The sequence below is a fragment of the Microbacterium istanbulense genome (assembly GCF_037204145.1).
Taxonomy (GTDB): Bacteria; Actinomycetota; Actinomycetes; order Actinomycetales; family Microbacteriaceae; genus Microbacterium; species Microbacterium istanbulense.
This window is the reverse complement of the sequence record NZ_JBBDGN010000007.1, coordinates 100,314-126,831: the sequence shown is the minus strand read 5'-3', so window position 1 is coordinate 126,831 and position 26,518 is coordinate 100,314. Positions and strand designations below refer to the sequence as shown.

At 68.2% G+C, this 26,518-nt stretch carries 27 protein-coding genes; 7 read left to right on the top strand and 20 right to left on the bottom strand.

Features of this window, described 5'->3' with window-relative positions; translation table 11 throughout:
* Positions 1 to 138: 138 nt before the first annotated feature.
* The 8 genes from WDU93_RS09005 to WDU93_RS08970 all read right to left on the bottom strand — a co-directional run bounded on the left by WDU93_RS09005 (position 139) and on the right by WDU93_RS08970 (position 8,964).
* A complete protein-coding gene (locus WDU93_RS09005) occupies positions 139 to 621 on the bottom strand; it encodes a CinA family protein (RefSeq protein ID WP_337319722.1) in 483 nt (160 codons plus the stop codon).
* On the bottom strand, positions 621 to 1,193 hold the full coding sequence (gene pgsA / locus WDU93_RS09000) for a CDP-diacylglycerol--glycerol-3-phosphate 3-phosphatidyltransferase (RefSeq protein ID WP_337319720.1): 573 nt from the start codon (positions 1,191 to 1,193) through the stop codon (positions 621 to 623). Before pgsA ends, WDU93_RS09005 begins: the two co-directional genes overlap by 1 nt.
* Positions 1,193 to 3,955: an FtsK/SpoIIIE family DNA translocase gene (locus WDU93_RS08995; protein WP_337319718.1), complete on the bottom strand. Its 2,763-nt coding sequence runs from the start codon at positions 3,953 to 3,955 to the stop codon at positions 1,193 to 1,195. The genes pgsA and WDU93_RS08995 overlap by 1 nt, the downstream gene beginning before the upstream one ends.
* Positions 3,956 to 4,160: 205 nt before the next feature.
* Positions 4,161 to 5,837 carry a ribonuclease J gene (locus tag WDU93_RS08990; protein ID WP_337319716.1) on the bottom strand — a complete coding sequence of 559 codons (1,677 nt, stop codon included), beginning with the start codon at positions 5,835 to 5,837 and terminating at the stop codon, positions 4,161 to 4,163.
* 58 nt (positions 5,838 to 5,895) lie between these two features.
* The gene (gene dapA, locus WDU93_RS08985; RefSeq protein ID WP_337319714.1) at positions 5,896 to 6,873 is read right to left on the bottom strand and encodes a 4-hydroxy-tetrahydrodipicolinate synthase; all 978 of its coding nucleotides are present in this window, start codon (positions 6,871 to 6,873) and stop codon (positions 5,896 to 5,898) included.
* Positions 6,874 to 6,920: 47 nt separating this feature from the next.
* Complete coding sequence (locus tag WDU93_RS08980) at positions 6,921 to 7,682, bottom strand: SDR family NAD(P)-dependent oxidoreductase (protein ID WP_337319712.1); 762 nt, start codon at positions 7,680 to 7,682, stop codon at positions 6,921 to 6,923.
* The gene (locus WDU93_RS08975) at positions 7,682 to 8,158 is read right to left on the bottom strand and encodes a dihydrofolate reductase (RefSeq protein WP_337319710.1); all 477 of its coding nucleotides are present in this window, start codon (positions 8,156 to 8,158) and stop codon (positions 7,682 to 7,684) included. Before WDU93_RS08975 ends, WDU93_RS08980 begins: the two co-directional genes overlap by 1 nt.
* Positions 8,155 to 8,964 (bottom strand): thymidylate synthase, encoded by an 810-nt coding sequence (locus tag WDU93_RS08970; protein ID WP_337319708.1) that lies wholly within the window; start codon positions 8,962 to 8,964, stop codon positions 8,155 to 8,157. The genes WDU93_RS08975 and WDU93_RS08970 overlap by 4 nt, the downstream gene beginning before the upstream one ends.
* Before the next feature lie 92 nt (positions 8,965 to 9,056).
* Here WDU93_RS08970 and WDU93_RS08965 point away from each other — a divergent pair, with 92 nt between their 5' ends.
* The 3 genes from WDU93_RS08965 to WDU93_RS08955 all read left to right on the top strand — a co-directional run bounded on the left by WDU93_RS08965 (position 9,057) and on the right by WDU93_RS08955 (position 10,527).
* Positions 9,057 to 9,491: a TlpA family protein disulfide reductase gene (locus WDU93_RS08965; RefSeq protein ID WP_337319706.1), complete on the top strand. Its 435-nt coding sequence runs from the start codon at positions 9,057 to 9,059 to the stop codon at positions 9,489 to 9,491.
* Positions 9,488 to 10,021, top strand: a complete 534-nt coding sequence (locus WDU93_RS08960) for a DUF4395 domain-containing protein (RefSeq protein ID WP_337319704.1) — start codon at positions 9,488 to 9,490, stop codon at positions 10,019 to 10,021. Before WDU93_RS08965 ends, WDU93_RS08960 begins: the two co-directional genes overlap by 4 nt.
* 80 nt (positions 10,022 to 10,101) lie before the next feature.
* Entirely contained in the window at positions 10,102 to 10,527 is a 426-nt protein-coding gene (locus tag WDU93_RS08955) for an OsmC family peroxiredoxin (protein WP_337319702.1), read from the top strand.
* 46 nt (positions 10,528 to 10,573) lie between these two features.
* On the opposite strand, the gene WDU93_RS08950 is transcribed toward WDU93_RS08955, so the two are convergent.
* From WDU93_RS08950 to WDU93_RS08930, 5 genes are all read right to left on the bottom strand, one after another.
* The gene (locus WDU93_RS08950; RefSeq protein ID WP_337319700.1) at positions 10,574 to 11,014 is read right to left on the bottom strand and encodes a hypothetical protein; all 441 of its coding nucleotides are present in this window, start codon (positions 11,012 to 11,014) and stop codon (positions 10,574 to 10,576) included.
* Complete coding sequence (gene dapB, locus WDU93_RS08945; RefSeq protein WP_337319698.1) at positions 11,011 to 11,757, bottom strand: 4-hydroxy-tetrahydrodipicolinate reductase; 747 nt, start codon at positions 11,755 to 11,757, stop codon at positions 11,011 to 11,013. Before dapB ends, WDU93_RS08950 begins: the two co-directional genes overlap by 4 nt.
* A 55-nt stretch (positions 11,758 to 11,812) precedes the next feature.
* A complete protein-coding gene (locus tag WDU93_RS08940; protein ID WP_337319697.1) occupies positions 11,813 to 12,415 on the bottom strand; it encodes a histidine phosphatase family protein in 603 nt (200 codons plus the stop codon).
* A gap of 65 nt (positions 12,416 to 12,480) precedes the next feature.
* Positions 12,481 to 13,506, bottom strand: a complete 1,026-nt coding sequence (locus tag WDU93_RS08935; protein ID WP_420064057.1) for an aldo/keto reductase — start codon at positions 13,504 to 13,506, stop codon at positions 12,481 to 12,483.
* A 235-nt stretch (positions 13,507 to 13,741) separates the two neighbouring features.
* Positions 13,742 to 16,015, bottom strand: coding sequence for a polyribonucleotide nucleotidyltransferase (locus WDU93_RS08930; RefSeq protein ID WP_337319693.1), 2,274 nt, complete (start codon positions 16,013 to 16,015; stop codon positions 13,742 to 13,744).
* A gap of 288 nt (positions 16,016 to 16,303) precedes the next feature.
* Here WDU93_RS08930 and WDU93_RS08925 point away from each other — a divergent pair, with 288 nt between their 5' ends.
* A complete protein-coding gene (locus tag WDU93_RS08925; RefSeq protein WP_337319691.1) occupies positions 16,304 to 17,119 on the top strand; it encodes a DNA/RNA non-specific endonuclease in 816 nt (271 codons plus the stop codon).
* A gap of 30 nt (positions 17,120 to 17,149) precedes the next feature.
* Positions 17,150 to 17,323, top strand: coding sequence for a DUF5302 domain-containing protein (locus WDU93_RS08920; protein ID WP_337319689.1), 174 nt, complete (start codon positions 17,150 to 17,152; stop codon positions 17,321 to 17,323).
* A 37-nt stretch (positions 17,324 to 17,360) separates the two neighbouring features.
* On the opposite strand, the gene WDU93_RS08915 is transcribed toward WDU93_RS08920, so the two are convergent.
* From WDU93_RS08915 to WDU93_RS08905, 3 genes are all read right to left on the bottom strand, one after another.
* Entirely contained in the window at positions 17,361 to 18,110 is a 750-nt protein-coding gene (locus WDU93_RS08915) for an SDR family oxidoreductase (protein WP_337319687.1), read from the bottom strand.
* 64 nt (positions 18,111 to 18,174) lie between these two features.
* Positions 18,175 to 18,819, bottom strand: a complete 645-nt coding sequence (locus WDU93_RS08910) for an FMN reductase (protein WP_337319685.1) — start codon at positions 18,817 to 18,819, stop codon at positions 18,175 to 18,177.
* 1 nt (position 18,820) lies between these two features.
* Positions 18,821 to 20,026, bottom strand: coding sequence for an LLM class flavin-dependent oxidoreductase (locus tag WDU93_RS08905; protein ID WP_337319849.1), 1,206 nt, complete (start codon positions 20,024 to 20,026; stop codon positions 18,821 to 18,823).
* A gap of 132 nt (positions 20,027 to 20,158) precedes the next feature.
* Between WDU93_RS08905 and WDU93_RS08900 the strand changes: the two genes are divergently transcribed.
* Complete coding sequence (locus tag WDU93_RS08900) at positions 20,159 to 21,286, top strand: acyltransferase family protein (RefSeq protein WP_337319684.1); 1,128 nt, start codon at positions 20,159 to 20,161, stop codon at positions 21,284 to 21,286.
* Between the two features lie 7 nt (positions 21,287 to 21,293).
* Here the strand turns inward: WDU93_RS08900 and efeB are convergent, their stop codons facing one another.
* Genes efeB through WDU93_RS08880 form a run of 4 tightly spaced genes read right to left on the bottom strand, consistent with a single transcriptional unit; the run spans position 21,294 to position 25,341 of the window.
* The gene (efeB, locus tag WDU93_RS08895) at positions 21,294 to 22,592 is read right to left on the bottom strand and encodes an iron uptake transporter deferrochelatase/peroxidase subunit (RefSeq protein WP_337319682.1); all 1,299 of its coding nucleotides are present in this window, start codon (positions 22,590 to 22,592) and stop codon (positions 21,294 to 21,296) included.
* 1 nt (position 22,593) lies between these two features.
* The gene (efeO, locus tag WDU93_RS08890) at positions 22,594 to 23,823 is read right to left on the bottom strand and encodes an iron uptake system protein EfeO (RefSeq protein WP_337319680.1); all 1,230 of its coding nucleotides are present in this window, start codon (positions 23,821 to 23,823) and stop codon (positions 22,594 to 22,596) included.
* Complete coding sequence (gene efeU / locus WDU93_RS08885) at positions 23,820 to 24,818, bottom strand: iron uptake transporter permease EfeU (RefSeq protein ID WP_337319677.1); 999 nt, start codon at positions 24,816 to 24,818, stop codon at positions 23,820 to 23,822. The genes efeO and efeU overlap by 4 nt, the downstream gene beginning before the upstream one ends.
* A 58-nt stretch (positions 24,819 to 24,876) precedes the next feature.
* Positions 24,877 to 25,341, bottom strand: coding sequence for a hypothetical protein (locus WDU93_RS08880; RefSeq protein ID WP_337319675.1), 465 nt, complete (start codon positions 25,339 to 25,341; stop codon positions 24,877 to 24,879).
* A gap of 93 nt (positions 25,342 to 25,434) precedes the next feature.
* On the opposite strand from WDU93_RS08880, the gene WDU93_RS08875 reads away from it, so the two are divergent.
* Positions 25,435 to 26,439 (top strand): isopenicillin N synthase family dioxygenase, encoded by a 1,005-nt coding sequence (locus WDU93_RS08875; protein WP_337319673.1) that lies wholly within the window; start codon positions 25,435 to 25,437, stop codon positions 26,437 to 26,439.
* Positions 26,440 to 26,518: the final 79 nt, after the last annotated feature.

Genomic DNA, 26,518 nt, shown 5'->3' with positions numbered 1-26,518 from the left:
CCTCTCGGGGTGTTCCCCGAGGGGATCGCCAGTCTAACGCGACTGGATGACACTGAATCTACTGTTTCTCGCTGTGGTTTGGTTGTGAGCACGTGACTTCTGGTGGGCACATCTGAGTCAACCCGACTCAAGGCCGACCTATTCCGCGACCAGCCGCAAAGTCGCGACCAGCGCCGCCTCGACCGACTGCCGACGGATCCCCGCCCGGTCTCCATCGAACACGAACGAGAAGCTCGTGCGCGCGGACGGCGTGACCACCCCGACGTGCACCGTACCGACGGGTTGGCCGTCCGGCGAGTCCGGCCCTGCGACACCCGTGGTCGAGACACCGACGTCGGCGGCGCGCCCCTCCACTGCGACGGCCCGCCGTACACCGTCTGCCATCTGCTCGGCGACGAGCGGATGCACGGGACCGTGCGCGGCCAGCAGCGCGGCATCCACACCCAGCAGGGAATGCTTGACGGGCGTGGCGTAGGCGACCACCGCTCCGAGCAGAGTCGCGGATGCCCCCGGCACCGCGACCAGCGCACTGCTGAGCGCGCCGCCCGTGAGCGACTCCGCGATGCCCAGCGTCCACCCCTTCTGCTGCAGTGCTGCCAGCAGAGCGGCCGCGTCGCTCATCAGGCTGCCTTGGCTCCGCGCACCTGGGCGACGACATAGTCGATGCCGCTCGCCACCGTGAGGATGAGCGCGGCCCACATGAGCACGACACCGACGGCGAGCCAAGCCGGTTCGCCGATGAATTGGTGCAACGGCAGCAGCCACCACGACAGCGCGACGCCCTGCACGACCGTCTTGAGCTTGCCCATCCACGCAGCGGCGACGATGTGCTGCTTGGCGACCATGAACCGGTGCGCCGTGATGCCCCACTCACGTATGAGGATGACGATCACGATCCACCACGGCCACTCGCCGAGAATGGCGAGGCCCACGAAGCCGGCCCCGGTGAGGAGCTTGTCGGCGATCGGATCCCACAGCTTGCCGAAATCGCTGACGATGTCGTACTTGCGGGCCAGATATCCGTCGACCCAGTCGGTCGAGATGGCGACGACGAAAAGGATGCCGGCGATCCACCGGACAGTGAGATCGTCGAGTCCGTACGTGCCGCCGAGGAGCAGCAGCACGAAGAAGATGAGCGCGAGCGGGATACGGGCAACCGTGATCGCGTTCGGCAACTGCCGCGGAATGGCCATCAGTCTCTTCCTGTCAATCCCCAGGCATCCTCGTCGCCCTCATCCTCGACCACGGGCAGGTCGCGGTACTGGGCTTCGATCGGATCCTCTTCATAGGCGTGGGCGGCGGGAGCCGCCGCCGGGGCTGGCGGAGCCGCCGGGGCCGCAGGCCCGTCATCCCCGCGCAGGCGGGCGAGCACACCGGGGAGCTGTTCGGCGGTGACGAGCACGTCGCGCGCCTTGGACCCCTCAGAGGGGCCGACGATCTCGCGGGACTCCAGCAGGTCCATCAGGCGGCCGGCCTTGGCGAAGCCGACGCGCAGCTTGCGTTGCAGCATCGAGGTGGAGCCGAACTGGGTGCCCACGACGAGCTCGGCTGCCGCGAGCAGCACCTCGAGGTCGTCGCCGATGTCTTCGTCGACTTCCTTCTTCTTCGTCTCGATGGCCTCCTGCACGTCAGGCCGGTACTCGGGCCGCGCCTGCTGAGTGACATGTTTGACGACGGCGTCGATCTCGCTTTCCTCGACCCACGCGCCCTGCAAACGGAACGGCTTGGAGGAGCCCATCGGCGAGAACAGGGCGTCGCCCTGTCCGATGAGCTTGTCGGCGCCGGGGGCGTCGAGGATGACCCGGCTGTCGGTGACGCTGGTCACCGCGAACGCCAGACGCGAGGGCACGTTGGCCTTGATCAGACCTGTGACGACGTCGACGCTGGGCCGCTGGGTGGCGAGCACGAGGTGGATGCCGGAGGCGCGGGCGAGCTGGGTGATCCGAACGATCGAGTCTTCGACATCGCGCGGGGCGACCATCATGAGGTCGGCGAGCTCGTCGACGACGACCAGCAGGTAGGGATACGGCTTAAGCACCCGCTCGCTGCCGATCGGGACCTCGACCTCACCGGCGCGAACGGCACGGTTGAAGTCATCGATGTGGCGGAAACCGAACGACGCCAGGTCGTCGTACCGCATGTCCATCTCTTTCACGACCCATTGCAGCGCCTCGGCGGCCTTCTTGGGGTTCGTGATGATCGGCGTGATCAGGTGCGGCACACCGGCGTAGCTAGTGAGCTCGACCCGCTTGGGGTCGATCAGGACCATGCGCACGTCGGCCGGACGGGCACGCATGAGGAGGCTCGTGATCATGGAGTTCACGAAGCTCGATTTACCCGAACCGGTCGAACCGGCCACGAGCAGGTGGGGCATCTTGGCGAGGTTCGCGGTGACGAAGTTGCCGCCGACGTCCTTGCCGACGCCGATCGTCAGCGGGTGGGTGCTCTTGTGTGCAGCCGGCGAACGCAGCACATCGCCGAGTGACACCGTCTCGCGGTCGGTGTTGGGGATCTCGATGCCGATCGCGCTCTTGCCCGGAATGGGCGAGAGGATGCGCACGTCGTTGGAGGCCACCGCATAGGCGAAGTTGTTGCTCAGCTGCAGGATCTTCTCGACCTTGACGCCGTGCCCGACCTCGACCTCGTACTGCGTGACGGTCGGACCGCGCGAGAAGCCGGTGACCTTGGCGTCCACCTTGAACTGCGTGAGCACGTTGGTGATCTGCTGCACGATGCGGTCGTTCGCCTCAGAACGTGCGACCGAGGGCGGGCCGGCGCTGAGCACCGCGGGCGAGGGCAGCACGTACGGGGCGGCGGGAGGCTGCGGGCCCCGCTCCCCCGGTCCGGCCGTGCCGAATCCGTCAAGGCCGGGAAGCTCGCCGGTCGATCCCGAGTCGTCGAGAAGCCCTGTGGCGCCCGGCTCATCGGTCAGGCCGGCGATCGCGCTGACGTCGGTGAGGACCTCGGTCGCCGCGTCGTAGGTGTCGTCATACGGCGCGTCATCGACCGTCACGGCCTGGTCATAGGCCGTGGGAGCGGTGTCGGCGCCCTCGAGGAGCTTGGTCAACGCCTGTGAGTCGACGGTGTCATCGGGGTCTTCTTCACGGCCCGTCTTGTTACGACGCCACCAGGGCAGCGCATCCGGGTCGTCGACCTTGTCGGCCTCAGCGATCTCGGGCGTCTTCTTCGACGAGTCGTCGCGCTCCGGGCGCTCGGCGCCGAACATCCACGCGTACAGGTCGCCCAGGCGCGAACCGATGCGGTTCGGCGGGGTCTTGGTGAGGATGAGGATGCTGAGAGCGGCGAGCAGTCCGAGCACCAGATAGGCCACCACCGGCGTCAGGTACGCGAGAGGCTCCCCCACCATCCATCCGAACAGGCCGCCGGCCGCGCTCAGCGCCGGCATGCCCTCCTGCGGCTGAGGGCGCACGAGCTCGCCGAGCTTGTTGACGGTGCCCGAGGCGACGTGACAGATGCCAGCCAGGGACAGGACGAACAGGCCAAAACCGATGCCGATGCGACCGTTGTCGTGCACCGAGGACGGATGCCGGAACAGCCAGCCGGCGAGGAACAGAAGCAGGACCGGCAGGATGAAGGCGGTGCGCCCGACCATGCCGCCCCAGGAATAGGCACTGATGGTCTGCGCCACCTCATTGCCGATGAAGAACCATTCGACGACAGCGCCGACGCATGCGAGCAGCACCAGCAGGAAGGGCAGACCGTCTCGGCGCTGATCCTTCTCGAGGTTCTCGGGACCGAAAGCGCGGAACATGCCACCGACACCGTGCGCGAGGCCGAGCCACATGCGCACGAGCACGGGAGCCTTCTCGTCTTCGTCGATGTACTTCTTCGGCGCCGGGGCCGCCTTCGAGGAGGCCCTGGATGTCGTCTGCCGCTTCGGGCGCGACGGCGCGCTCTCGACGGCGCGCTCGGTCTTCGCGGTACTCCTGGCCATGGTCCTACGGTACGCGCGGGCACCGACAGAGCGCCGTAATGACGCGGCTTTCTGGGCGATCAGCCTGTGATCGCCGGCCCTTCGACGGGGCTCAGGGACCCAGGAGGTACAGGCTCGGGGACCCGGGCCCTTCGACGGGGCTCAGGGACCCAGACGGTACAGCTCAGGGACCCAGGAGGTACAGGCTCAGGGAACCGGGGGGCTCTTAGGCCTCGATGACGAGCGGCACGATCATCGGGCGACGACGCAGCTTCTGATTGACCCAGCGGCCGATCGTGCGGCGGACGACCTGCGAGAGCGCGTGACTTCCGTGCACGCCGTTGCCCGCCGCCTCCTTGAGCGCGGCGACGATCTTCGGGGCGACGTCGTCGAAGACGCTGTCGTCCTCCGCAACACCCCTGGCGTGGATCTCCGGCCCGGAGATGATGTTGCCCGTGGCGGAGTCGACGACCACGATCACCGACACGAAGCCCTCTTCGCCCAGGATGCGGCGATCCTTCAGATCGGCATCCGTGATCTCACCGACCGTGGAGCCGTCGACGTAGACGAACCCGAGGTCGAGCTGTCCGACGACCCGGGCGACGTGGTCCTTCAGGTCGATCACGGTGCCGTTCGAGGCGATGATCGTGTTCTCGACCGGGATCCCGGTGTCCTGTGCGAGCTTCGCGTTCGCGATGAGGTGGCGGTACTCGCCGTGTACGGGGAGCACGTTCTTGGGCTTGAGGATGTTGTAGCAGTAGAGCAGTTCGCCCGCCGCGGCGTGGCCCGAGACATGCACGCGCGCGTTCGCCTTGTGCACGACGTTGGCGCCGAGCTTGGTCAGCCCGTCGATCACGCGGTACACGGCGTTCTCGTTGCCGGGGATCAGGCTCGAGGCCAGGATCACCGTGTCTCCGGGCCCTGGCTCGATGGCGTGGTCGAGGTTCACCATGCGGCTGAGCACGGCCATCGGCTCGCCCTGCGACCCGGTGGACATGTAGACGATCTTGTCGTCCGGCAGGTCGCGTGCCTTCTTGTAGTCGATGAGCACCCCGTCGGGCACCTTGAGGTATCCGAGTTCCTCGGCGATGGTCATGTTGCGCACCATGGAACGTCCGAGGAAGGCGACGCGGCGCCCGTGCGCGGCCGCGGCGTCGATGACCTGCTGCACGCGGTGCACATGACTGGAGAAGCTGGCGACGATCACCCGGCGCGGTGCCTTGGCGATCACCTGATCGAGCACCGGACCGATCGAACGCTCCAGCGGGGTGAAGCCGGGCACGTCTGCGTTGGTGGAGTCGACGAGGAAGAGGTCGACGCCTTCCTCGCCCAGACGCGAGAACGCACGCAGGTCCGTCAGACGACCGTCCAGCGGCAGCTGGTCCATCTTGAAGTCGCCGGTGGCCAGCACGAGCCCGGCCGGCGTGCGGATCGCGACGGCCAAGGCGTCAGGGATCGAGTGGTTGACCGCGACGAACTCCAGATCGAAGGGGCCCACCTTCTCGGTGTCGCCCTCCTTCACGGTGAGCGTGAAGGGACGGATGCGGTGCTCCTTAAGCTTGGCCTCGACGAGCGCGAGCGTGAGCGCGGAGCCGATCAGCGGGATGTCGCCCTTCAGGCGCAGCAGGTAGGGCACGGCACCGATGTGGTCCTCGTGACCGTGGGTGAGCACGATGCCGACGATGTCGTCGAGTCGGCTCTTGATCGGCTCGAAGTCGGGCAGGATGAGGTCGACGCCCGGCTGGTGCTCTTCGGGGAAGAGCACACCGCAGTCGACGATGAGGATCTTGCCGTCGTACTCGAAGGTGGTCATGTTGCGACCGACCTCACCGAGCCCGCCGAGCGGGATGATGCGCAGAGTTCCGGGGGCGAGCGGTTCAGGGTCGGCGATGGGGGTGGACATTGATGTCTCCTCAGTCGGACACCTGCTGTGCCCGTTCGTGTCTGTCAGCGCGGAGCGCTCATCGTGTGGTGCCGTGCACCTTCGGCAGGGCTCCACCCGCCGCTGCGTTGCGATCGGGGCGGAAGTCAGAGAAGTCGGCACCGGGCACGCCCTGCACGAGGGCGAGTTCGTCCTCGATGATCGCTGCCTCCCACTCCTCCGGCCCCACCAGGGGCAGGCGGACGCGGGGGCTGCCGATGCGGCCGAGGCCGTGCAGGATGTACTTGGCTGCGACAGTGCCCGGCACGTGGGTCATGGTCGCGCGCACCAGCGGCTCGAGGCGCATGTGCTCGGCGGTGGCCGTCTTCAGGTCGCCTCGGTTGACCGCGTCGACGATCGTCCGGTACGGCGCCGAGGTGATGTTGGCGGTGACGCTGATCAGGCCGGTGGCGCCGATCGACAGGTGCGGGAGCACGTTCGCGTCGTCGCCGGAGAAGTAGTGCAGATCGGTCTGGTTGAGCACGCGGCTGACCTCGGAGAAGTCGCCCTTGGCATCCTTCACGGCGAGGATGTTGGGATGCTTGGCCAGGCGCAGGATGGTCTCGTACTTGATCGGCACACCGGTGCGTCCCGGAATGTCGTAGAGGATGACCGGCAGGTCGGTCGCATCGGCGACGAGGCGGAAGTGCGTGAGGATGCCGGCCTGCGTTGGCTTGTTGTAGTAGGGCGTCACGATCATGATGCCGTCTGCGCCGGCCTTCTCGCTGGCCTTGTACAGCTCGATCGCGTGCGCGGTCTCGTTGGAGCCGCCGCCGGTGATGATCTTGGCCCGGCCGGCCGAGACGTCCTTGCCGACCTCGACCAGGCGCAGCTTCTCGGCATCCGTCAGCGTCGAGGTCTCTCCGGTCGTGCCGGTCACGACGATGCCGTCGGCCCCGTCGGCGATGACGCGATCCATGTGCTTCTCGACCGCGGGCCAATCCACTTCACCGTCGGCCGTCATCGGAGTGACGAGCGCGACGAGGACCTGTCCGAAGGGGTTGCCCGAGTGCGTCATGCTCTCAGCGTATCGTCCGCGGCACCGCCGGTGCGACGGCGTGGCGCTCAGACGCGTCCGCGACGGGCGACGCCAGCGGTGAGTGAGGGCGGCAGCACTCGGCTCAGCGCGACGATCGCCTTGTACCGCCACGACGGCACCGAGACCGCCTTGCCGAGCGCCGCGTCTCGCAGCGCCTCGCCCACCACGTCGGCGGCATCCAGCCACATCCAGTCCGGAACGCCCTCCTCACCGGGGGCGAGTCCCATGCGCTCGTGGAAGCTCGTGTGCGTGAAGCCGGGACAGAGTGCGGTGACGCTGATGCGATCGGGCGCGTACTCGACGTTGGCCCAGCGGCTGAACCCGATCACCCACGATTTGCACGCCGAATAGGTCGACCGGGAGATGAACCCGGCGACGGAGGCGACGTTGATGATTCGGCCGCCGCGACCGCGCATCGCGCGGATCGCCGCGTGCATGAGGCGCATCGTCGCCTCGACATGCACGCGCAGGTGGCGCACCTCATCGTCGACGTCATTGTCCGCGAAGCTCAGCGGCAGGCCGAAGCCGGCGTTGTTGACCAGCAAGTCGATGGGGTTCGCCACGTCAGCGAAGCGCGCCGCGACGCGATCCACGTCGCCCGCGACGGACAGGTCAGCCGCAAGGACCTCGACCGCGACGCCGTACCGCTCACGCAGCTCAGTGGCGAACGCCTCCAGTGCGGGTTCGGTGCGTGCGACCAGCACGAGGTCGGCTCGCCGTCGGGCCAGCTGCCTGGCGAATTCGGCGCCGAGTCCTGCGGTCGCGCCGGTGATCAGTGCGGTGGGCATCAGCGCTCGTATCTCTTGAAGCGGTAGCGGACGCCGGTGCGCGAGGTCTCCCACGCCGTCTCGTCGACAAGACGCCAGCCGTCGAGGGGCGGAGCGAACGCATCGCCCTGCACGTCGAGGTCAAGTTCGGTGACTTCGAGGCGATCGGCATCCGGGATCAACTGGCGGAAGATCTCCGCACCGCCGATCACCCACGCCGTCTCGAGCCCGCGCATCGCGCTGTGCACGTCGGCCGCGCGGCGGGCGCCGTCCGCCGTCCAGTCCTGCTGGTGGGTGATGACGATGTTCTCGCGGCCGGGCAACGGCCGGAACCGCTCCGGCAACGAGTCCCAGGTCTTGCGGCCCATCACCACGGCGGAGTTCATGGTCACCTCTTTGAAGTGCGCGAGATCCTCGGGCACATGCCAGGGCAGTCCGCCCTTGGCCCCGATGACACCACCGCGCGCCTCGGCCCAGATGAGGCCCACCCAGGTCATACCGCCACCGCCGCGCGGATGGCCGGGTGATGCTGATAGTCCTCGACGATGAAGTCGTCGTAGCGGTAGTCGAAGATCGAGTCCGGCGTGCGCGCCAAGCGCAGCGTGGGGTACGGATAGGGATCACGGCTGAGCTGTTCGCGCACCTGCTCGATGTGGTTGTCGTAGATGTGGCAGTCACCACCGGTCCACACGAAGTCGCCGGGCTCAAGACCGGTCTGCTGGGCGATCATCATCGTCAGCAGCGCGTAGGAGGCGATATTGAACGGCACGCCGAGGAAAAGGTCGGCGCTGCGCTGGTACAGCTGGCACGACAACTTGCCGTCCGCGACGTAGAACTGGAACATGGCGTGGCACGGCGCGAGCGCCATGTCAGGGATGTCTGCCGGGTTCCATGCGGAGACGATGAGGCGCCGCGAGTCGGGGGTGTCGCGAATCTGCTGGATCACCTGTGCGAGCTGGTCGATGCTGCCACCGTCGGGTGTCGGCCAGCTGCGCCACTGAACGCCGTAGACCGGGCCGAGGTCACCATCGGCATCGGCCCACTCATCCCAGATCGTGACGCCGTTCTCCTGCAGCCACGCCACGTTCGATTCACCGCGGAGGAACCACAGCAGCTCGTAGGCAATCGACTTGAAGTGCACACGCTTCGTGGTGATCAGCGGGAACCCCTGGCACAGGTCAAAGCGGATCTGACGGCCGAAGACGCTGGTCGTTCCGGTGCCGGTGCGGTCATCCTTGTGCGTACCGTGTGCGAGCACGTCGCGGAGCAGATCTTCGTAGGGCGTGGGGACGGCGGCGCTCATGCATGCCACGATACCTGCCGCGTGTGCGGTCACGGGCGGTCATTCGGCGTCATATCAGCCCCGGGTGCTCCGCGCGCGCGTACCCTCTAAGAATGCCACTGTCCACCGCCCTGATCGCCGTCGGCGTGCTGCTCGCCGTCGCTATCGGTGCAGGCATCCTGTGGCGTGTCCTCGACGGCCGCCGCCGCGGCGGCAAGGGCCGGCGGATCGCGCTCGCAGACCTGGGTGTCTCGGCGTTCGCCCCGGCTGCGACCCTCGTGCTGTTCAGCACCGAGACCTGCGCGCGGTGCCCCCAGGTGCGCCGGATGCTGAGGCAGGTCGCCGATGCGGCCGACGGCGTTCAGCAGGTCGACGTCGACCTCACGCACCGGGTCGATCTGGCCTCGAGGCACGGCATCCTGCAGACGCCGACGACCTTCATCGTCGGCCCCGATGGTGCCGTGCTCGCTCGCTTCGCTGGCGTGCCGCGCCGCGCCGACATCGAAGACGCACTTCCCTCCACCACACCCGTCTTGGAGTCCCGATGACCCCTCCCGCAGCCATCGACCCGCGCGGCCCTCGCTTCGCCGCCTGGATCACCTCGGCCTTGCTGCTGCTCGCCACGCTGCTCGGTCTCACAACCGCTGGTGTCGATCACACCGTCGCCACTTTCGGCTGGCCGGCGAATCCGGGGGCCGCTTTCCTGCTCCGACAGGTCACCGAGCCGGCGTTCGTGCTCGCGCTCGCGATCGCGGGGCTGTTCCTCTGGGGCATCCTGTCGCCGCGGACTCACCCGTGGGCGGTGCTGTTCCGCCGTGTCGTCCGTCCTCGCCTCGCGCCCCCGACCGAGCTCGAAGACCCGCGCCCGCCGCGCTTCGCGCAGGGCGTGGGCCTGCTGGTCGTGGGAGTCGGACTGCTGCTGCACCTCATCGGCGTTCCCTACGCCCTGCCGATCGCGACGGCGGCGGCGTTCCTCGCCGCGTTCCTCAACGCCGCCTTCGGTCTGTGCCTCGGGTGCCAGCTGTACCTGCTGCTGCAGCGCGCGGGCCTCGTCGGGCGCGAGGGCCCGGCGCTGTGAGCGCGGTTCCGTCTGTGACACCGCCTGGATAGGCTTGCGACACGGGCGGGAATCAGCGCCCCCGACTTCTTGGAGGAACCATGTCCGTCACGAGCGAAGCCAACACCACCTGGACCGGTTCCCTGATGGAGGGCTCCGGCACGGTCGCATTCTCGACCTCGCACCTGGGCACCTTCCCCATCGACTGGAAGGCGCGCAGCGAGGGCTCAGATACGACCACGACCCCGGAAGAGCTCATCGCGGCCGCGCACGCCTCGTGCTTCAGCATGGCGCTCTCGCACGCGCTGAGCGAGAACGGCACTCCACCCGAGCGCGTCAACACGAGCGCCTCGGTCACTTTCAAGCCCGGCACCGGCATCACCGGCAGCCACCTCAACGTCAACGCTGTCGTGCCGGGTATCACGCCCGAGCGCTTCGCGGAGATCGCGCAGGGCGCGAAGGTCGGATGCCCCGTGTCGCAGGCCCTGGCCGGCATCGAGATCACGCTCGAGGCCTCGCTGGCCTGAGCGCCGGTCCGGCTGCGGACCGCTCACGCTGTGCGCAGCCGGGCCGTCAGCCCGCGCGGGACAGGCGAATCGACTCGCGGATGCTCGCCCTGGCGTCCTTACGGCGCCCCGCGGCATCCTGCACCACTCCGAGCCGGTACCGTGCACGCCAGTCACCCGGTGCCGCGTCGGCCTCTGCGGTGTACTGGGTGATCATCGGCTCAATATCTGCCTCGAGCAGCCGGCCGCTCGGCGTCAACTGCTCCGGCGCGTCTGGCATGCCGCCCTCTGCATCGAGGGTTCGCCCCAGCCGGGAGGCGGCAAGACCGAACTGCACCTCGCGGATGAGCGCCCACGCGCCGATCAGCGGCAGCACGAGCAGCGCCACGCCCATGGCGATCCCCACAGGTTCCCCGGTGCGCAGCATCAGTAGCGCTCCCCAACCGGCGACCGCGAGATACAGCACCAGGGCCGCAGCCATCACGACCACACCGATGCGTGAGCTCATCGGCGTGCTCCGAGGCCGAGGTCGATGATGTTCTCCAGGCCCACGGTGATGCCGCGCGCGCCGGCGGCGAACGGCACAGCCAGCCGAATGCCCGGTGCGTAAGCGAGCGCGGGTTCGACGGTGTCATGCACGAACGTGAGCGATTCACCCGGCCCGGACAGAATGACCTCCTGCTTGGCGACCACGCCGGGCCGCCGCAGGGAATGCACCGGCACGGCAGCGACCTGCTGGCCTCGCGCGCGCTGATCCACGTGCGGGGCCAACACCGGTCCCACGGACTCACGCGCTGCGGCGATGAGCTCGGCTGTGCGCACCGCCGTGCCGCTGGGCGAGTCGATCTTGGTCTCGCGGTGCGCCTCGATGATCTCGGCGGACGGGAAGAAGGGGGCCGCGGCGGCAGCCAGCGCCGAGCCCAGCACGGAGCCGAGCGAGAAATTCGGGATGAAGACCGCGCCGGTGCCGGCGGCATCGACCAGGGGCCGGATGGCTGCGATCCGCTGCTGCGACCAGCCGGACGTGCCCACGAGCACGTTGATGCCCTGTTCGGTCGCGGCGCGGACGACCTCGATACTCACGGCCGGCACAGACGCATCGATGACAAGATCGGCGCCGCGCAGTTCGCTGAGGTCGCTGGATGAGGTCAGCACCCGCACGACGTCGTAGCCGTCGAGGGAGTCGATGACGGAGCGGATGATCGTGCCGAGCTTGCCGGTGCCGCCGACGAGGGCAACCTGTGTGGTCATGTATCCAGTCTAGGTTCGGCTCGCCGGCCACTCGGGCACTGAGTCAGCGACGCACTCAGACCGGGATGATGTCGGGAAGACCGGTGCGCAGCTCCATCGGCAAGTGGCCGAGATCGTTGTGCGCGAGCAGCGTCCAGGGCCGCCCCTGGCGCTGCATGATGACGGTGAGGCCACAGTGCGCCTGGTTGAGGGTCATCCAGCGCCACTCCGGCGCCCCCAGCACCTCACGCACGAACCAGGCGATGACGAAGTTGTGGGTGATGAGCACGTCGTGCACATCACCGGTCTTACGCATGAGGAACTCCCCCACCGCGTCTTCCATCTGCGCCCGACCCGCCTCGATCTCGGCCTCTGTGACAGATCCGAAGAACGGCTCGTAGGCGGCAGGGGTGTCGTCGGTCGGCCCTGTCGGCACGCAGTCGAACAGGAGTGCGGAGGGCTCGGGCACCACAGAAGGAAGCCGGGCCGCGACGGCTTTGGCCGTCTCGGTGGCCCGCAGCAAGGGCGAATGCCAGACACCGTCCAGTGGAAGGCCGGAGAGCCGGTCGGCGATGAGCTCGGCCTGGCGCTGCCCCCTCGGCGACAGGGGTCCGTCGTCGACGCCGTGCTCGGCGTCCTGATGTTCACCGTGTCTGACCAGATATATGTAGTGCGTCACAACCCTGCTCGCTTCGTCGCTGTCCCGAGGGACACCATCAGCCTACCCGGGTAGAAAGCGAGGCGTCAGTCGCTGGCGCGGGCGAGGTCGGTCAGCTGGGTCCGCGAGAGAGAGATCCCCGCCGCCTGCATGAGCTCATCGACGTGCGCGATCGCGAAGGCGTTCACGATCGGCGCGACCACCGTGCGCTGCGCGAGCAGCCAGGCCACGGAGACGGCGGCGATCGGCGCGTCGAGCTCGGCGGCGACCGTGTCGAGGGCCTTCAGGATCTTGATCCCGCGTCGGTTCACGAGTGCCCGTAGCTGCTCGCCCCGCACACCGGCGGACGCCTGCTTGTTACGGTAGAGACCCGAGAGGAAGCCGTGCTCGAGCGCATGCGACGGAGTCAACGCGAGGTTCTGCGCCCCGGCGACCAGCCGCAGGTCTCCCTCGTACTGCTGACGTCGGACGAGGTTGTACGGCTCGTCGAGAACCTCGATCCGCGGGTAGCCGGCGGAGGCGAGGATACGGGCTTCGACGAGCTGCTCGGGCGCGAGCCCGAAGGCACCCACCGTGGCGATCTTGCCGCTCTCGCGCAGCCAGTCGACCGTGGCGAGGGTGTCTTCGAGATTCGTCGCCTGGTCGAGGGTGGCGTCGAGGTACATGATGTCGATCTGCTCGACACCCAGTCGCGTGAGCGATCCTTCCACCGCGCGCACGAGGTTCACCGCCCCCAGGCCAGGGTGATCGGCGTGCGTTCCGATGCGCACGCTGAGCAGCATCCGATCCCGCAAGCCCCTGCTGCGCAACCACTGGCCGATGATGTGTTCGCTACGCCCACCCGAGTAACCGTCGGCGGTGTGGATCGCGTTGCCGCCGAACTCCGCATACCGGTCGAGAATGTCGTGGCTGGACTCGAGATCGACATTCCAGCCGAACTCGGCGGCGCCGAGCATCAGGGGAAAGGCGCTGTGCACGGTCTCCCCGATGGGCACTCTCAGGTTCGCGCCGACCCCCGGACCGACTACGGGGATCGGTGCGGACGGGTGTACATCGATCACGGGCTGCGCGCGGGAGACGTCGGTGCCGGTGCTAACCCCGAAGAACCGCAATCTCACCACCCCCGCGTCTGTGGGTCCCGTCCCACGGTCCGCTGCACCCCCCGGTGCGTACTTAGAGAGTAAGCGACAGCACCGGGTACTCCGGGCCGTGCGACGCCCCGCAGAGCGTGTCAGCTATAACGTTTTGGTCACACCAGACGCAGAAGACCCGGAGCCGCGCATTTCGCGCGACCCCGGGTCTTCTGAGGTGGAACCGGATGCCAGAGATCTCGCATCCGGAGCAGGATCAGGCCTCGGCAGGAGCCTCGGTCGTCTCGCCCTCGGCAGGAGCGTCGTCGAGCACGGGCTCGAGCGACAGCTTGCCGCGGTCGTCGATCTTCGTGATGCGCACGAGGATCTTCTGACCGACCGAGAGCACGTCCTCGACGTTCTCGACACGCTTGCCACCGGCGAGCTTGCGCACCTCGGTGACGTGCAGCAGGCCGTCCTTGCCGGGCAGCAGCGAGATGAAGGCGCCGAAGGTGGCGATCTTCACGACGGTGCCGAGGAACTGCTCGCCGACCTCCGGGTTGGTGGGGTTGGCGATCGCGTTCACCTGGGCACGGGCCGCCTCGGCCGAGGGACCGTCGACAGCGCCGATGTAGACGGTGCCGTCCTCCTCGATGGAGATCTGGGCGCCGGTCTCGTCCTGGATGGCGTTGATCGTCTTGCCCTTCGGGCCGATCAGCTCACCGATCTTGTCGACCGGGATCTGCACGCTGATGACGCGCGGCGCGGTGGGCGCCATCTCGTCAGGAGCGTCGATCGCGGCGTTCAGCACGTTGAGGATCGTGAGACGCGCATCCTTGGCCTGGGTCAGCGCGCCGGCGAGCACCTCGGAGGGGATGCCGTCGAGCTTGGTGTCCAGCTGGATCGCGGTGACGAAGTCGCTGGTACCGGCGACCTTGAAGTCCATGTCACCGAGGGCGTCCTCAGCGCCGAGGATGTCGGTCAGCGCCGCGTAGCGGGTCTGACCGTCGACCTCGTCCGAGACCAGGCCCATGGCGATGCCGGCGACGGGTGCGCGCAGCGGCACACCAGCGTTCAGCAGCGACAGGGTCGAGGCGCAGACGGAACCCATCGACGTCGAGCCGTTCGAGCTCAGCGCCTCAGAGACCTGACGGATCGCGTAGGGGAACTCCTCGCGGCTGGGCAGCACCGGCACGAGCGCGCGCTCGGCGAGGAAGCCGTGCCCGATCTCGCGACGCTTCGGCGACCCGACACGACCGGTCTCACCGGTCGAGTAGGGCGGGAAGTTGTAGTGGTGCATGTAGCGCTTGCTCGTGGTGGGCGACAGCGAGTCGATCTGCTGCTCCATCTTGAGCATGTTCAGCGTGGTCACGCCCAGGATCTGGGTCTCACCGCGCTGGAACACGGCCGAGCCGTGCACGCGCGGGATGACCTGAACCTCCGCGTCCAGCGGACGGATGTCTGCCAGGCCACGGCCGTCGATGCGGACGTTCTCGGTGAGGATGCGGCCGCGAACGATCTTCTTGGTGACCGACTTGTACGCGGCGGCGAACTCGAGCGGTGCACCGGCCGGCAGCTCACCGGCCTCGACGGCCTCGATCAGCTCGGCGCGGACGCGGTCCTTGATCGCGTCGTCGGCGTTCTGACGCTCGACCTTGTCGGCGATCTGGTAGACATCGCTGAGCTCCGCGAAGGCGCGCTCGGAGACGAAGTTGTAGACCTCGTCGCTGTACGCGGGGAAGACCGGGTAAACACCCGGCTCCTTGGCGGCGGTCGCGGCAAGCTCGGCCTGGGCCTTCACCAGCTGCGCGATGAACGGCTTCGAGGCCTCGAGGCCCTGGGCCACGACCTCTTCGCTCGGCTTGGTGGCGCCGGCCTTGATGAGGTTCCAGCTGCCCTCGGTCGCCTCGGCCTCGACCATCATGATCGCGACGTCTTCGGTGCCGTCAGCCTTGGTCACGACGCGACCGGCGACGATGAGGTCGAACACGGCCTCGCCGACCTGCTCGGCGTTCGGGAACGCGACCCACTGGTCGGCGTGCTCGCCGTGGCCAGGAATGAAGGCCAGGCGCACACCGGCGACGGGGCCGGAGAAGGGCAGACCCGAGATCTGGGTCGATGCCGATGCAGCGTTGATCGCCAGCGCGTCGTAGTACTCGCCCGGGGCGATCGACAGCACGGTGATGACGATCTGCACCTCGTTGCGCAGGCCGTCGACGAACGACGGGCGCAGCGGGCGGTCGATCAGACGGCAGACCAGGATCGCCTCGGTCGAGGGGCGACCCTCACGACGGAAGAACGAACCGGGGATCTTGCCGGCAGCGTAGGAACGCTCCTCGACGTCAACGGTCAGCGGGAAGAAGTCGAAGCCCTCACGCGGGTGCTTGCCCGCGCTCGTGGCCGACAGCAGCATGGTCTCCTCGTCGAGGTACGCCGCGACGGCGCCCTGCGCCTGCTGGGCGAGACGACCGGTCTCGAAGCGAATGGTGCGGGTGCCGAAGCGACCGTTGTCAAGAACGGCCTCGGTGGCAGTGATTTCAGGACCTTCCAAGAGGTCTCTCCTTCTTTGTTTAGGCTCGCGATTCCGTGTGAACCACGAGCATGCAAACGGAGCACATGCGTGCGGATATGGGCGCGCGGGCATTCCCGCGAGAACGCGCCTGCGCTGGCCACCAGTGGAATGCCACCCGACGCTCGCCGCCGAGGAACCCACCACAGGGGACCAGCTCTCCGCCGATCGCTCCATGAGTCGATATGAAATTGGACAGGATGCCGAAGGGCAACCCGAACCAGCTTATCAGCAGGCCTTTCACCCTGACGGGTGCGCCAGACTGTCGGCATGGCGACGTTCGCGGGCTACGACGACGATTTCCTCGGCACGACCGTGCCGCTGCCGGTGCCGCTCTCCCCCGCGCACGCGACCCGACTGGACTACCCGCACTTCTCGGTGCTCCTCATGCATGAGCGGCGTCTGGCCGGATCCACGGCGGTCAACATCGACGGTGCGGCGCTCGTCGAGGTTCCCCGCTCGGGAGAATGGCATCTGGATCCACGGGTTCCCGCCGCGCTGCAGGCGGGCGCAGAGGTGTACCGCCGCAACGATCTCGACCGCGGTCACCTCGTGCGCCGCCGCGATCCGGGGTGGGGCACGGATGCCGTGGCCGCGACCGAGGCGACCTTCGCCTACCCGAATGCCGCCCCGCAGGTCGCGGACTTCAACCAGTCACCGCAGCTCTGGCTCGGACTGGAGGATCACGTGCTGACCTATGCCGACGCGCACGACCACCGCGTGAGCGTGTTCACGGCCCCGGTGCTCGGCGCCGATGACCCGCCCTACCGAGGCATCCGCATCCCGCGGCGGTTCTGGAAGGTCGCGGCCTGGGTCGACGCACCTGGCGCCCTGCGCAGCGCAGCCTTTCTGCTCGATCAGTCGGATCTGCTCGATGGATCCTCCCTGCTCACGGCAGACCGCGCTCGTGTGTCGATCGCCCCGCTGCCCCCATTCCTGACCTTCCAGGTGCCGGCCGCGGATGTCGCCGCCCTCACAGGTCTGGATCTCGGGCCGCTCGTGCGCGCCGACGTGTTGTCGGTGCCGGCAGCGCGTCGACCGCGCTGGGTTGCGCTTGACACACCGGACGACATCACGCTGGTGTGACCGTGGGCACGCCGGGCTAGGCTGGCGCGCATGAGCGAAGACAAGGCGAACTCCTCCGAGGAGATGAAGCGCAAGTTCAAAGAGGCGCTCGACAAGAAGAACGCGCAGCGACACGGAGGCGAGGCGCACCTCGACGGAGATTCCGCCGTGCACGCCACGGCCGCGCCGCAGATGAAGCGGGAGTTCCGTCGCAAGAGCGGCTGATCCACCGGTGAGGGGCGGGCGCCAGCCTGCCCCCCCCTTAACCGGGAGGTTGCTGCGACAGCCAGTCCTCGAAGGTGATGCGGCCCAGCTCCGCCGAGGTGTCGGGGAGCGCGGAACCGTCGCGTAGCGCGGCGCCGTACGACCCGGGCAGCAGGACACGCGGCATCCATACCCGCGCACCGATGTGCTGCGCCCACGCGCGCATCATGGCCCCGAGTTCCTCCTCGCGCGGACCGGCGAAGTCGGTCGCCCGCCCGCTCGGCCCCCGCTCGACAAGGTCGACCACCCGGGAGGCGAGTTCGCTGATCGCCACCGGCTGCACCGGTGCCGTGATGACCGGATGCACAGGGCCCATGGCGAAGCCCTGGAACATCTGCCGCGCGAAGTCGTGAAACTGCGTGGCTCGTTGGATCGTCCAGGGCACGCCGCCTGCTTCCACCGCCAACTCCTGCGCGACCTTTCCCGCGTAGTAGCCGTAGGGGGCGCGGTCGATGCCGACGATCGAGATCACCAGGTGATGCCCGACGCCGGCTCGACGCTCGGCTTCGAGCAGTCGCTCCGAGGTCTGCTCGAAGAAGGCGACCGCCTTCGCCTCGCTCTGGGACGGGAGGCTCAACGCGTCGATGACCGCGTCGCTGCCACGCACGGCGTTCTCGAGGCCGCGTCCGTCACGCACGTCGACCCCGGTCGCGCGCGACAGCGAACGCACGCCGTGGCCCCGCGCCGCAGCCACGCGTACGATCTCGGCCCCCAGTGTTCCGGTCGCCCCAGCGACGGAGATGTCCATGTGCTCACGTTAACGCCACGATGGCCGCGGCGGATAGTACCGGCGCGGCCATCGTCTGCGTGGGTCACTCCCCCGCGAGCCCTCCGAGCAGGTGCCCGAAGGAACGCCCCTTGCCGAGGTAGGTGTCGGGGTCGAACGGATCAGCATCTCCCGCCGACTCGCGTCGTGCGATCGCGTCCGCGAGCTCGCGTGCTCCGCGCTCCACGCGCGCGCTGAGCGGCGCCACGTCGTCGGCGTTCGAACCCCAGTCGCTCGAGGCCGCGAAGACCCCGGTCGAGACCGGTTCGGCGTGCAGATACGTGAACAGCGGACGGATCGCGTAGTCGATCGCCAACGAGTGACGCGCGGTCCCGGCGTTGGCGCCGATCAGCACCGGCTTGCCGGTGAGCGCGTCCGGGGCGAGCACATCGATGAACGACTTGAACAGCCCGGCGTAGCTCGTCGAGAAAATCGGCGTGACCGCGATGATCCCGTCTGCCGAGACCACCCGGTTGATGGCCTCCTCGAGCGCGGCGGGGGCGAACCCGGTGAGCAGGTTGTTGGTGATGTCATGCGCGAGGTCACGCAGTTCGATCACGTCAGCCTTCACCTCGATGTCGCGCTCGCGCAGCGACTTCGCGGTCTCGGCGAGCAGCCGGTCCGCCAGCATCCGCGTGGATGACGGATTGGACAACCCTGCTGAGATCACGGCGATGCGACGCTCGCTCATGTCAGGCCCCCTTCCGGGTCGCAGCGGCACCGAACGACGAGCCGGCGAGCGCCGGGCCGTCCTGGTAGGGCGAGCCGGCGGTGAGGTTGTCGCCGCGGTTGGCGCCCGGGCGCGCTTCGCGCGCGGGGCCGTCACCGTAGATCGCCTTGACGCGGGCTGCGTGGGTGGGTGCATCCGGCACGGTCTCGGGGCGCCCGGCCGCCAGCTCCTTGCGCAGCACCGGCACGACCTCGCCACCGAGCAGGTCGAGCTGCTCGAGCACGGTCTTCAGCGGCAGACCCGCGTGGTCGATGAGGAACAGCTGGCGCTGGTAGTCGCCGAAGGTGTCACGCATCGCGGCATAGCGGTCGATGACCTGCTGCGGCGAACCGACCGTCAGCGGGGTCATCTCGGTGAAGTCCTCCATGCTCGGTCCGTGGCCGTAGACGGGGGCGTTGTCGAAGTAGGGACGGAAGTCGTTCTTCGCGTCCTGCGAGTTGGTGCGCATGAATACCTGGCCGCCGAGTCCGACGATCGCCTGCTCGGGGGTGCCGTGGCCGTAGTGCGCGAAGCGCTGGCGGTACAGCTCGATGAGGCGCTGGTAGTGCTCCTTGGGCCAGAAGATGTTGTTGGCGAAGAAGCCGTCACCGTAGTACGCGGCCTGCTCGGCGATCTCCGGCGTGCGGATGGAACCGTGCCAGACGAACGGCGCGACGCCGTCGAGGGGGCGCGGCGTCGAGGTGAAGCCCTGCAGCGGGGTCCGGAACTTGCCGTCCCAGTCGACGACGTCATCCGTCCACAGCTTGCGCAGCAGCGCGTAGTTCTCGATCGCCAGCGGCAGGCCCTGGCGGATGTCCTGACCGAACCACGGGTAGACGGGGCCGGTGTTGCCGCGGCCGAGCATGAGGTCCATGCGGCCGTCGGAGACGTGCTGCAGCATCGCGTACTCCTCCGCGATGCGCACGGGGTCGTTCGTGGTGATCAGAGTCGTCGACGTCGAGACGATCAGACGCTCGGTCTGTGCGGCGACATGGGCGAGGAAGGTCGTCGGGCTGGACGACCAGAACGGCGGGTTGTGGTGCTCACCGATGGCGAAGACGTCGAGTCCCACCTCTTCGGCGTGCTTGGCGATCGTCGCGGTCGCCTTGATGCGCTCGCGCTCGCTCGGGGTGTGGCCGGTCGTGGGGTCCTGCGTGATGTCGCTGACGGACATGATGCCGAACTGCATAGCGCTGTGCTCGTTCACTTTTCTCTCCAGTCGGGATGCCGGAGGCATCCGCTCTATTCAAATGAATGTATCTCGTACAACGCAGGGCGCACAAACTTATTCCCGCCCGCATGCGCCAGGTAGCCTCGGGGGATGAGCAGCGCGCAGGAGCCGGCACCCCCGACCACGACGGGCTCGATTCCGCGCGCCCGCCGGCGCGTGCCGTTCTGGGACAATGCCCGCTTCGCGTGCATCGTGCTGGTCGTGCTCGGCCACGGCATCCAGCGACTCATATACGACTCCGATATCTCCTACGCGTTCTACCTGTCGTTCTATGCCTTCCACATGCCCGCGTTCGCGATCATCTCGGGCTACTTCTCGAAGGCTTCTCCCCCCACCAAGAAGCAGATGGTGCGGGTGCTGACCGACATCCTGCTGCCGTATCTCATCTTCGAACTTCTCTGGTCGGTGACCAAGTGGCTGGTGGAAGGGCAGGGCAGTCCCAACATCACGCAACCGTCGTGGACCCTGTGGTTCCTGCTCGCCCTCGGCATCTTCCGTCTCGTGCTCCCGTACCTCGCGCTGTTGCGCTGGCCGCTGTTGTGGGCGATGGCGATCTCGGTCGGCGTCGGCTACATCGCCAACGTGGACAGCACCTTCTCGCTCTCGCGGACACTGGGTCTGTTGTTCTTCTTCACCCTCGGCTGGTGGCTGCGCGAGCACGACATCGTGCGGCGATTCCAGCTGATCGACTACCGCCCCTGGTGGCTGCGCGTGACAGCTCTCGCCGTGCTGGCCTTCTGGGCCTTCGCCTGCTGGTTCTGGCTGGATGTGTGGAAGACCATCGATCTGCGCCACTGGTTCTTCTACGAGGACTCCTACGCCGATCTCGGCGGTGAGCAGTGGTGGGCAGGCGGATTCCGCATTGTGCTGATGGGGCTCGCGCTCCTCCTCAGCGCCGCATTCTTCGTGCTGCTGCCGCGCCGCAACACCTGGTGGACGCACCTGGGGCAGTACACGATGTACGTGTACCTGCTGCACTCGTTCGTGCTCTACCCGTTCCGCGAGTCGGGCGTGCTGCGCAGCCTCGACCCGACCTGGCTCTGGCTGCCGGTGATCACCGTGGTCTCGGTGGCGATCGCCTTCCTGCTCTCGAGCAAGCCGGTGCGCACCGTCTTCCGCCCCCTGGTCGAGCCGCGACCGGCGTGGCTGTTCCGCGAGCCGGAGCTGATCACCGCCGAGGGCCACCGCAACGACCCGACCGGTTCGCGCCGCAGCTGAGGTCGCGTCAGGCGAACAACGGGGCGCCGACGTACGAACCCTCAGCAGCGCCCGGCGGCACCGCCCACAGCCCCGAACCGACGTGGCGGATGTACTCGTTCAGCAGGTCGGTCGACAAGGTGCGTTGCAGCGCGATGAACTGCTCCGGCGAGCGCTGGTAGGACAGGAAGAACAGACCGGCGTCGAGCCGGCCCAGCGTGTTGTTGCCGTCGACGTAGTTGAAACCGCGACGCAGGATACGCACCCCGTCGTTCTGCGCGGCATGGGCCAGACGCACGTGGCTGGCGGTGTCGATCGCCGCCGACGAGAAGTCCGGCGCCGTTGCCTCCTCCCCTCCCGAGAGGGGGGCGCCCTGACCCTTGTCGCGGCCGATGATGCGCTCCTGCTCACCCAACTGCACCCGATCCCAGGTCTCGATGAGCATCGCGATCTTGCGGGCGACAAGATACGAGCCGCCCGCCATCCAGTCGGCACCGTCGCCGGAGGCGACCCAGACATGCGTGGCAAGCCCCGCGGTGTCGTCGGCGAGGATGTTCGCCGTGCCGTCCTTGAAGCCGAAGAGGTTGCGCGGCGTCTGCTGCTGGGCCGTGGTGCGTGAGGTCTTGCCGAAGCCGAGCTGCGACCAACGCAGCTTGGCGCGCCCGAAGGCGATGCGGCTGAGGTTGCGGATCGCGTGCACGGCGACCTGCGGGTCGTCCGCGCACACCTGAATGCACAGGTCTCCCCCGGAGGATGCGGGGTCGAGGTCGTCACCGAGGAACGGCGGCAGCTTCTGCAGCAGCGGGGGACGTCGATCCCGGATGCCGTAGCGGTCGCCGTCTTCGTTCTCGAAGAGGGTCGGACCGAAACCGATCGTGACGGTCAGGTGCGATGCCGGCAGCCCGAGCGCCTCACCGGTGTCATCCGGCGGCTGCTCGGCGGGGCCGCCAACCGCGCCGGTGGCGCTGACCTCCAGACCCTGCGTCATCCGCGCGGATGCGTAGGTCCAGTCCTGGAGCAGTTCGATCAGGTCATCGCGATCACTGCGCGGCATCATGTCGAACGCGGCGAAGTGCAGGTGCTCCTGCACGGGCGTGGTGATGCCCGCCTGGTGCGCCCCGAAGAAGGCGTAGGGTGTGCCGGCGTCGTGTTCGCCGACCCGCGCGGCGCCGAGGGCGTAGCCGCCGACGCCCCCGAGGGCGAGACCGGCCACCCCGCCACCGATAGCGAGCCCGAGCAGGCCGCGGCGGCTCAGGCGCGCGCGACCTGCGGCCTCGTCGGGCGAGACCTCCGCGCCATCGGCGGTCGGGGTGATGTCGTCGGTCATCTCAGGAGAGCACCGTGGTCGTGAGCTGCGAGAGCGGCTCAGCGAGGGCGTTGATGAGATCACTCAGCTCGCGACGCTGCTCGTCGGACAGGTCGGTGAACGGCACGAAGCCATCAGACAGCGAGCCGTGCTGAGCGAGAGCCTCCTCGAGCGCGGCGTACCCCGCGTCGATCTGCTCGACGAGGGCAGCCCCGTCGTCGCCCTTGGCCGCAGCAAGGTCGCGCACGAGCGAGAACGCCATCTTCGACCCTTCGACGTTGGCGGCGAAGTCGTAGAGGTCGGTGTGCGACCACCAGTCCTCCTCGCCGGTGATCTTGCCGGTGGCGACCTCGTCGAGCAGGGCGATGGCGCCGTTCGAGATCCCGGCGATCCCCTGGTCGTCGAGCGCGGCCTGGAAGTCGTCGGAGTGCACGTAGTCGTACAGCTCCTGCACGTCGGCGATGAGCAGGTCGCCGAACTCGGCCCGCTCCTCGGTGGTCGACGGTGCCCAGTCCTGCCAGGCCGGCGTCTCGCCGTCGGCGTTGAGGGCGTCCTTCGCCGGCACCCACAGATCCTTCTCGATGCGGTGGAAGCCTGTCCAGTCCAGGCCTTCGGCGACGGCATCCACCTCTCGGTAGTCAATGCGCGGATCCAGGTCACCCAGCGCCTCGGCCACGGGCTCGATGCGCTCGTAGAACGCCCGCGTCTGCGGGAACATCTCGCGGGCGGTCTCGTCATCGCCCGCGACATACGCCGCGACGAAGGCCTCGACCGACGGCACGAGCTGGCCGACCTGGTCCTTCACGAACGCCCCGTACAGGCTGACGGCCTCGGCCTTCTGCTCGGAATCCGCCCCGGCCACCTCGACCCGGTCACCGCTCACGGTGAAGCCGGCGCGACCGACGCCGTCACCGAGCATGCCCGGCTTGCAGACCGTGAAATAGTCGCCCGGCTGGGCCGTGACGGTGAGGGTACGGGATGCCCCGGGGGCGATGTTCTCGACCTCGCCGACGATGCGCAGGCCGTCGTCGGCGAGCAGGTAGAACTCGGTGACCTGCTCCCCCTCGTTCTGCACGTCGAAGGTGAGGGTGCCACTCTGTGCGTTCGTCGACGACACCGTGCACGCGTCGGCCGTCGAGGAGACGGTGAAGGATGCCTCGGCGAGATCGGCCTTGGCGACGCAGCCCGAGAGGAGGAGCGCGGCGGCTCCGGTCGCGGCGAGTGCGCCGACGGCGCGGGAAGCGGTGATCATGCTGCTCCTGTGGTGGATCGGGAGGGGGTCGGTGCGGCCGTGCGGGCGGCGTTCGGGGTGTCGGAAGTGTCGGACGTGTCGGACGTGTCGACGGCAGTCGCAGCGGGCGCGGCCGCGCGAGGGGCGGGGCGACGACGCAACCCGCGCAGGAAGAACCCGCCGACGATGACGACGTACAGCACCCAGGCGATCACCTGCAGCCACGTCATCTGCGGCATGAATCCGATCGTCGCTTGCAGGATGACCGCCAGCGGGCCTCCGGGCGCGATGGCCTCGCGGAGGTCGAACGCCCAGCCGAAGGGGAAGCCGGCGAGCCCCGTGAGCACGGCTCCGGTCGCGTCGACCGGAGCATGGGTGGTGAAGGGGCCTGGGAGCGCTGCCGCTTCCTGCAGGTCCATCACGGCGTAGGCGAGCACACCGGCCGCGACGATCACGAGGAATCCGCCGGTCCACGCGAAGAAGCGTCGCAGGTCGAGGCGCACGGCGCCACGGGCGAGCAGCCAACCGATGACGACGGCGATCACGAGTCCCAGCAGGGCTCCGAGCAGCGCTGCGGGGACCTCGCCGAAGGACTGCACCATCGACCAGAGCAACAGCGTGGTCTCGACGCCTTCCCGGGCGACCGAGACGAAACCGACGAACACGAGCGCCCACAGCCCACCGGTCGCGAGCGCGCGATCGATGCCGCCTTCGAGGCTGGCCTTCATCGTGCGACCGGCCTTCTGCATCCAGAAGATCATCCAGGTGACCATCGCGACGGCCAACAGCGACAGGCCGCCGCCCAGCAGCTCCTGCGCCTGCGTGGTGAGCGTGTACGCACCGAAGGTGAGGATCGCACCGACCCCCAGGGCGAGCAGGACCGCGAGAGCGATACCCGCCCACAGCCGCGGGAGCACATCCGAGCGTCCCAGGCGGCGGAGGTAGGCGATGAGGATGCCGACGACGAGCGCGGCCTCGAGACCTTCACGCAGGCCGATGAGAAGGGTGGCGAACACGGGGCGGGGCTCCACTCGGGAAGTGAGGTAAGGAGTGCCTTACCTCACTCACTGTACCTCAGGCAGAGCCCTCTCCCCTGTTGCCGGGGTCATCGTGACGGATCATCAGCGCGAGATAGCCGACGAGGACGGCAACGAGCGCCAGCTCGGCCGCAATGTAGCCATAGTGCAGCCACGATTCGCCGGGGTCACCCCCGGCGATGATCACGTCACTGCGTGCGGCGAGCGCCGGGCGGATGACCAGGGACTGCACGGCTGCGACAGCGCCGGCGGCGCCGATCAGCATCCATCCGCCCCGCGAGAGACGCGGGCGGAACGCGCCGAGCACCACCAGCACCACCCACAGCAACCAGCCGGCGAGCGACAGCGCCGTGAACACCAGGCGGCCGATTCCGAGGCCCAGGGGGATCGTGATGCCGGGAGCCAGGAACTTGAGCGGCGTCTCGATGAACGACAGCCCGACGATCAGTCCGATCCACAGGGCAGGCACGACCAGACGCAGAGCAGGGACGAGACGAGGCATGGCACCACGGTACGCAGACCGTCGTCGCCCTGACGCCGGTAACGGTGTGCAATATTCGCCCTGCTCCCCCGCGAGCCGATCTAGCGTCAAGACATGGCAGACCTGAACCTTCCGATCCTCGACCTCTCCCAGCTCGACCAGGGCCCCGCAGCGGCCGAGGACTTCCGCGCACGACTGCGCGAAGCCACCCACGAGGTGGGCTTCTTCTATCTGACCGGCACCGGTGTCTCACCCGAGCTCGAAGCACGGCTGCACCAGGCAGCCCTCGACTTCTTCGCGCTGCCGGAGGCCGAGAAGCTCGCGATCGAGAACGTCAACAGCCCGCACTTCCGCGGTTACACCCGCATCGGCGGGGAGCGCACCCAGGGCAAGGTCGACTGGCGAGAGCAGATCGACATCGGCCCCGAGCGCACGCCAGTGGCTGACGGCCCCGCGTTCAACCGACTGATCGGGCCGAACCTGTGGCCGGCCGCGCAGCCAGAGCTGCGCGAGGTCGTCGCCGAGTGGCATGCCACCCTGTCGGACGTGTCACGGCGACTGCTGCGCGCCTGGGCGGAGGCGCTGGGCGCATCGCCGACGTACTTCGACGACCACTTCGGCGAGCCCTCGACGCTGATCAAGATCGTCCGCTACCCGGGCACGCACGAGCCCGAGCCACAGCAGGGCGTCGGCGCGCACAAGGACTCGGGGGTTCTCACGCTGCTGTGGGTCGCTCCCGGCAAGGGCGGACTACAGGTGGAACGAGACGGCGAGTGGGTGGATGCACCGCCGGTGCCCGGTGCGTTCGTGGTGAACATCGGCGAGCTGCTCGAGTACGCCACGGGCGGCTACCTGCGCGCGACCAACCACCGTGTCGTCTCACCGAAGGCCCCCGACGAGCGCATCTCGATCCCGTTCTTCTTCAATCCGGCACTGGACAAGCGGCTGCCGCTGATCGACCTTCCCGCCGAACTCGCGGCACGATCTCGTGGCGTGAGCGACGATCCGTCGAACCCGATCCACGCCCTCTATGGCGAGAACGCGCTGAAGTCGCGCCTGCGCGCGCATCCTGACGTCGCCGCGATTCATCACGCCGATCTGGTGGGTGCGCCGGCCTGACCGTCCTCCCCAGACATGACGAAGGCCGCCCCACACCTGGGGCGGCCTTCTCAAGAATGTTCTGCGCGATTGAACGCAG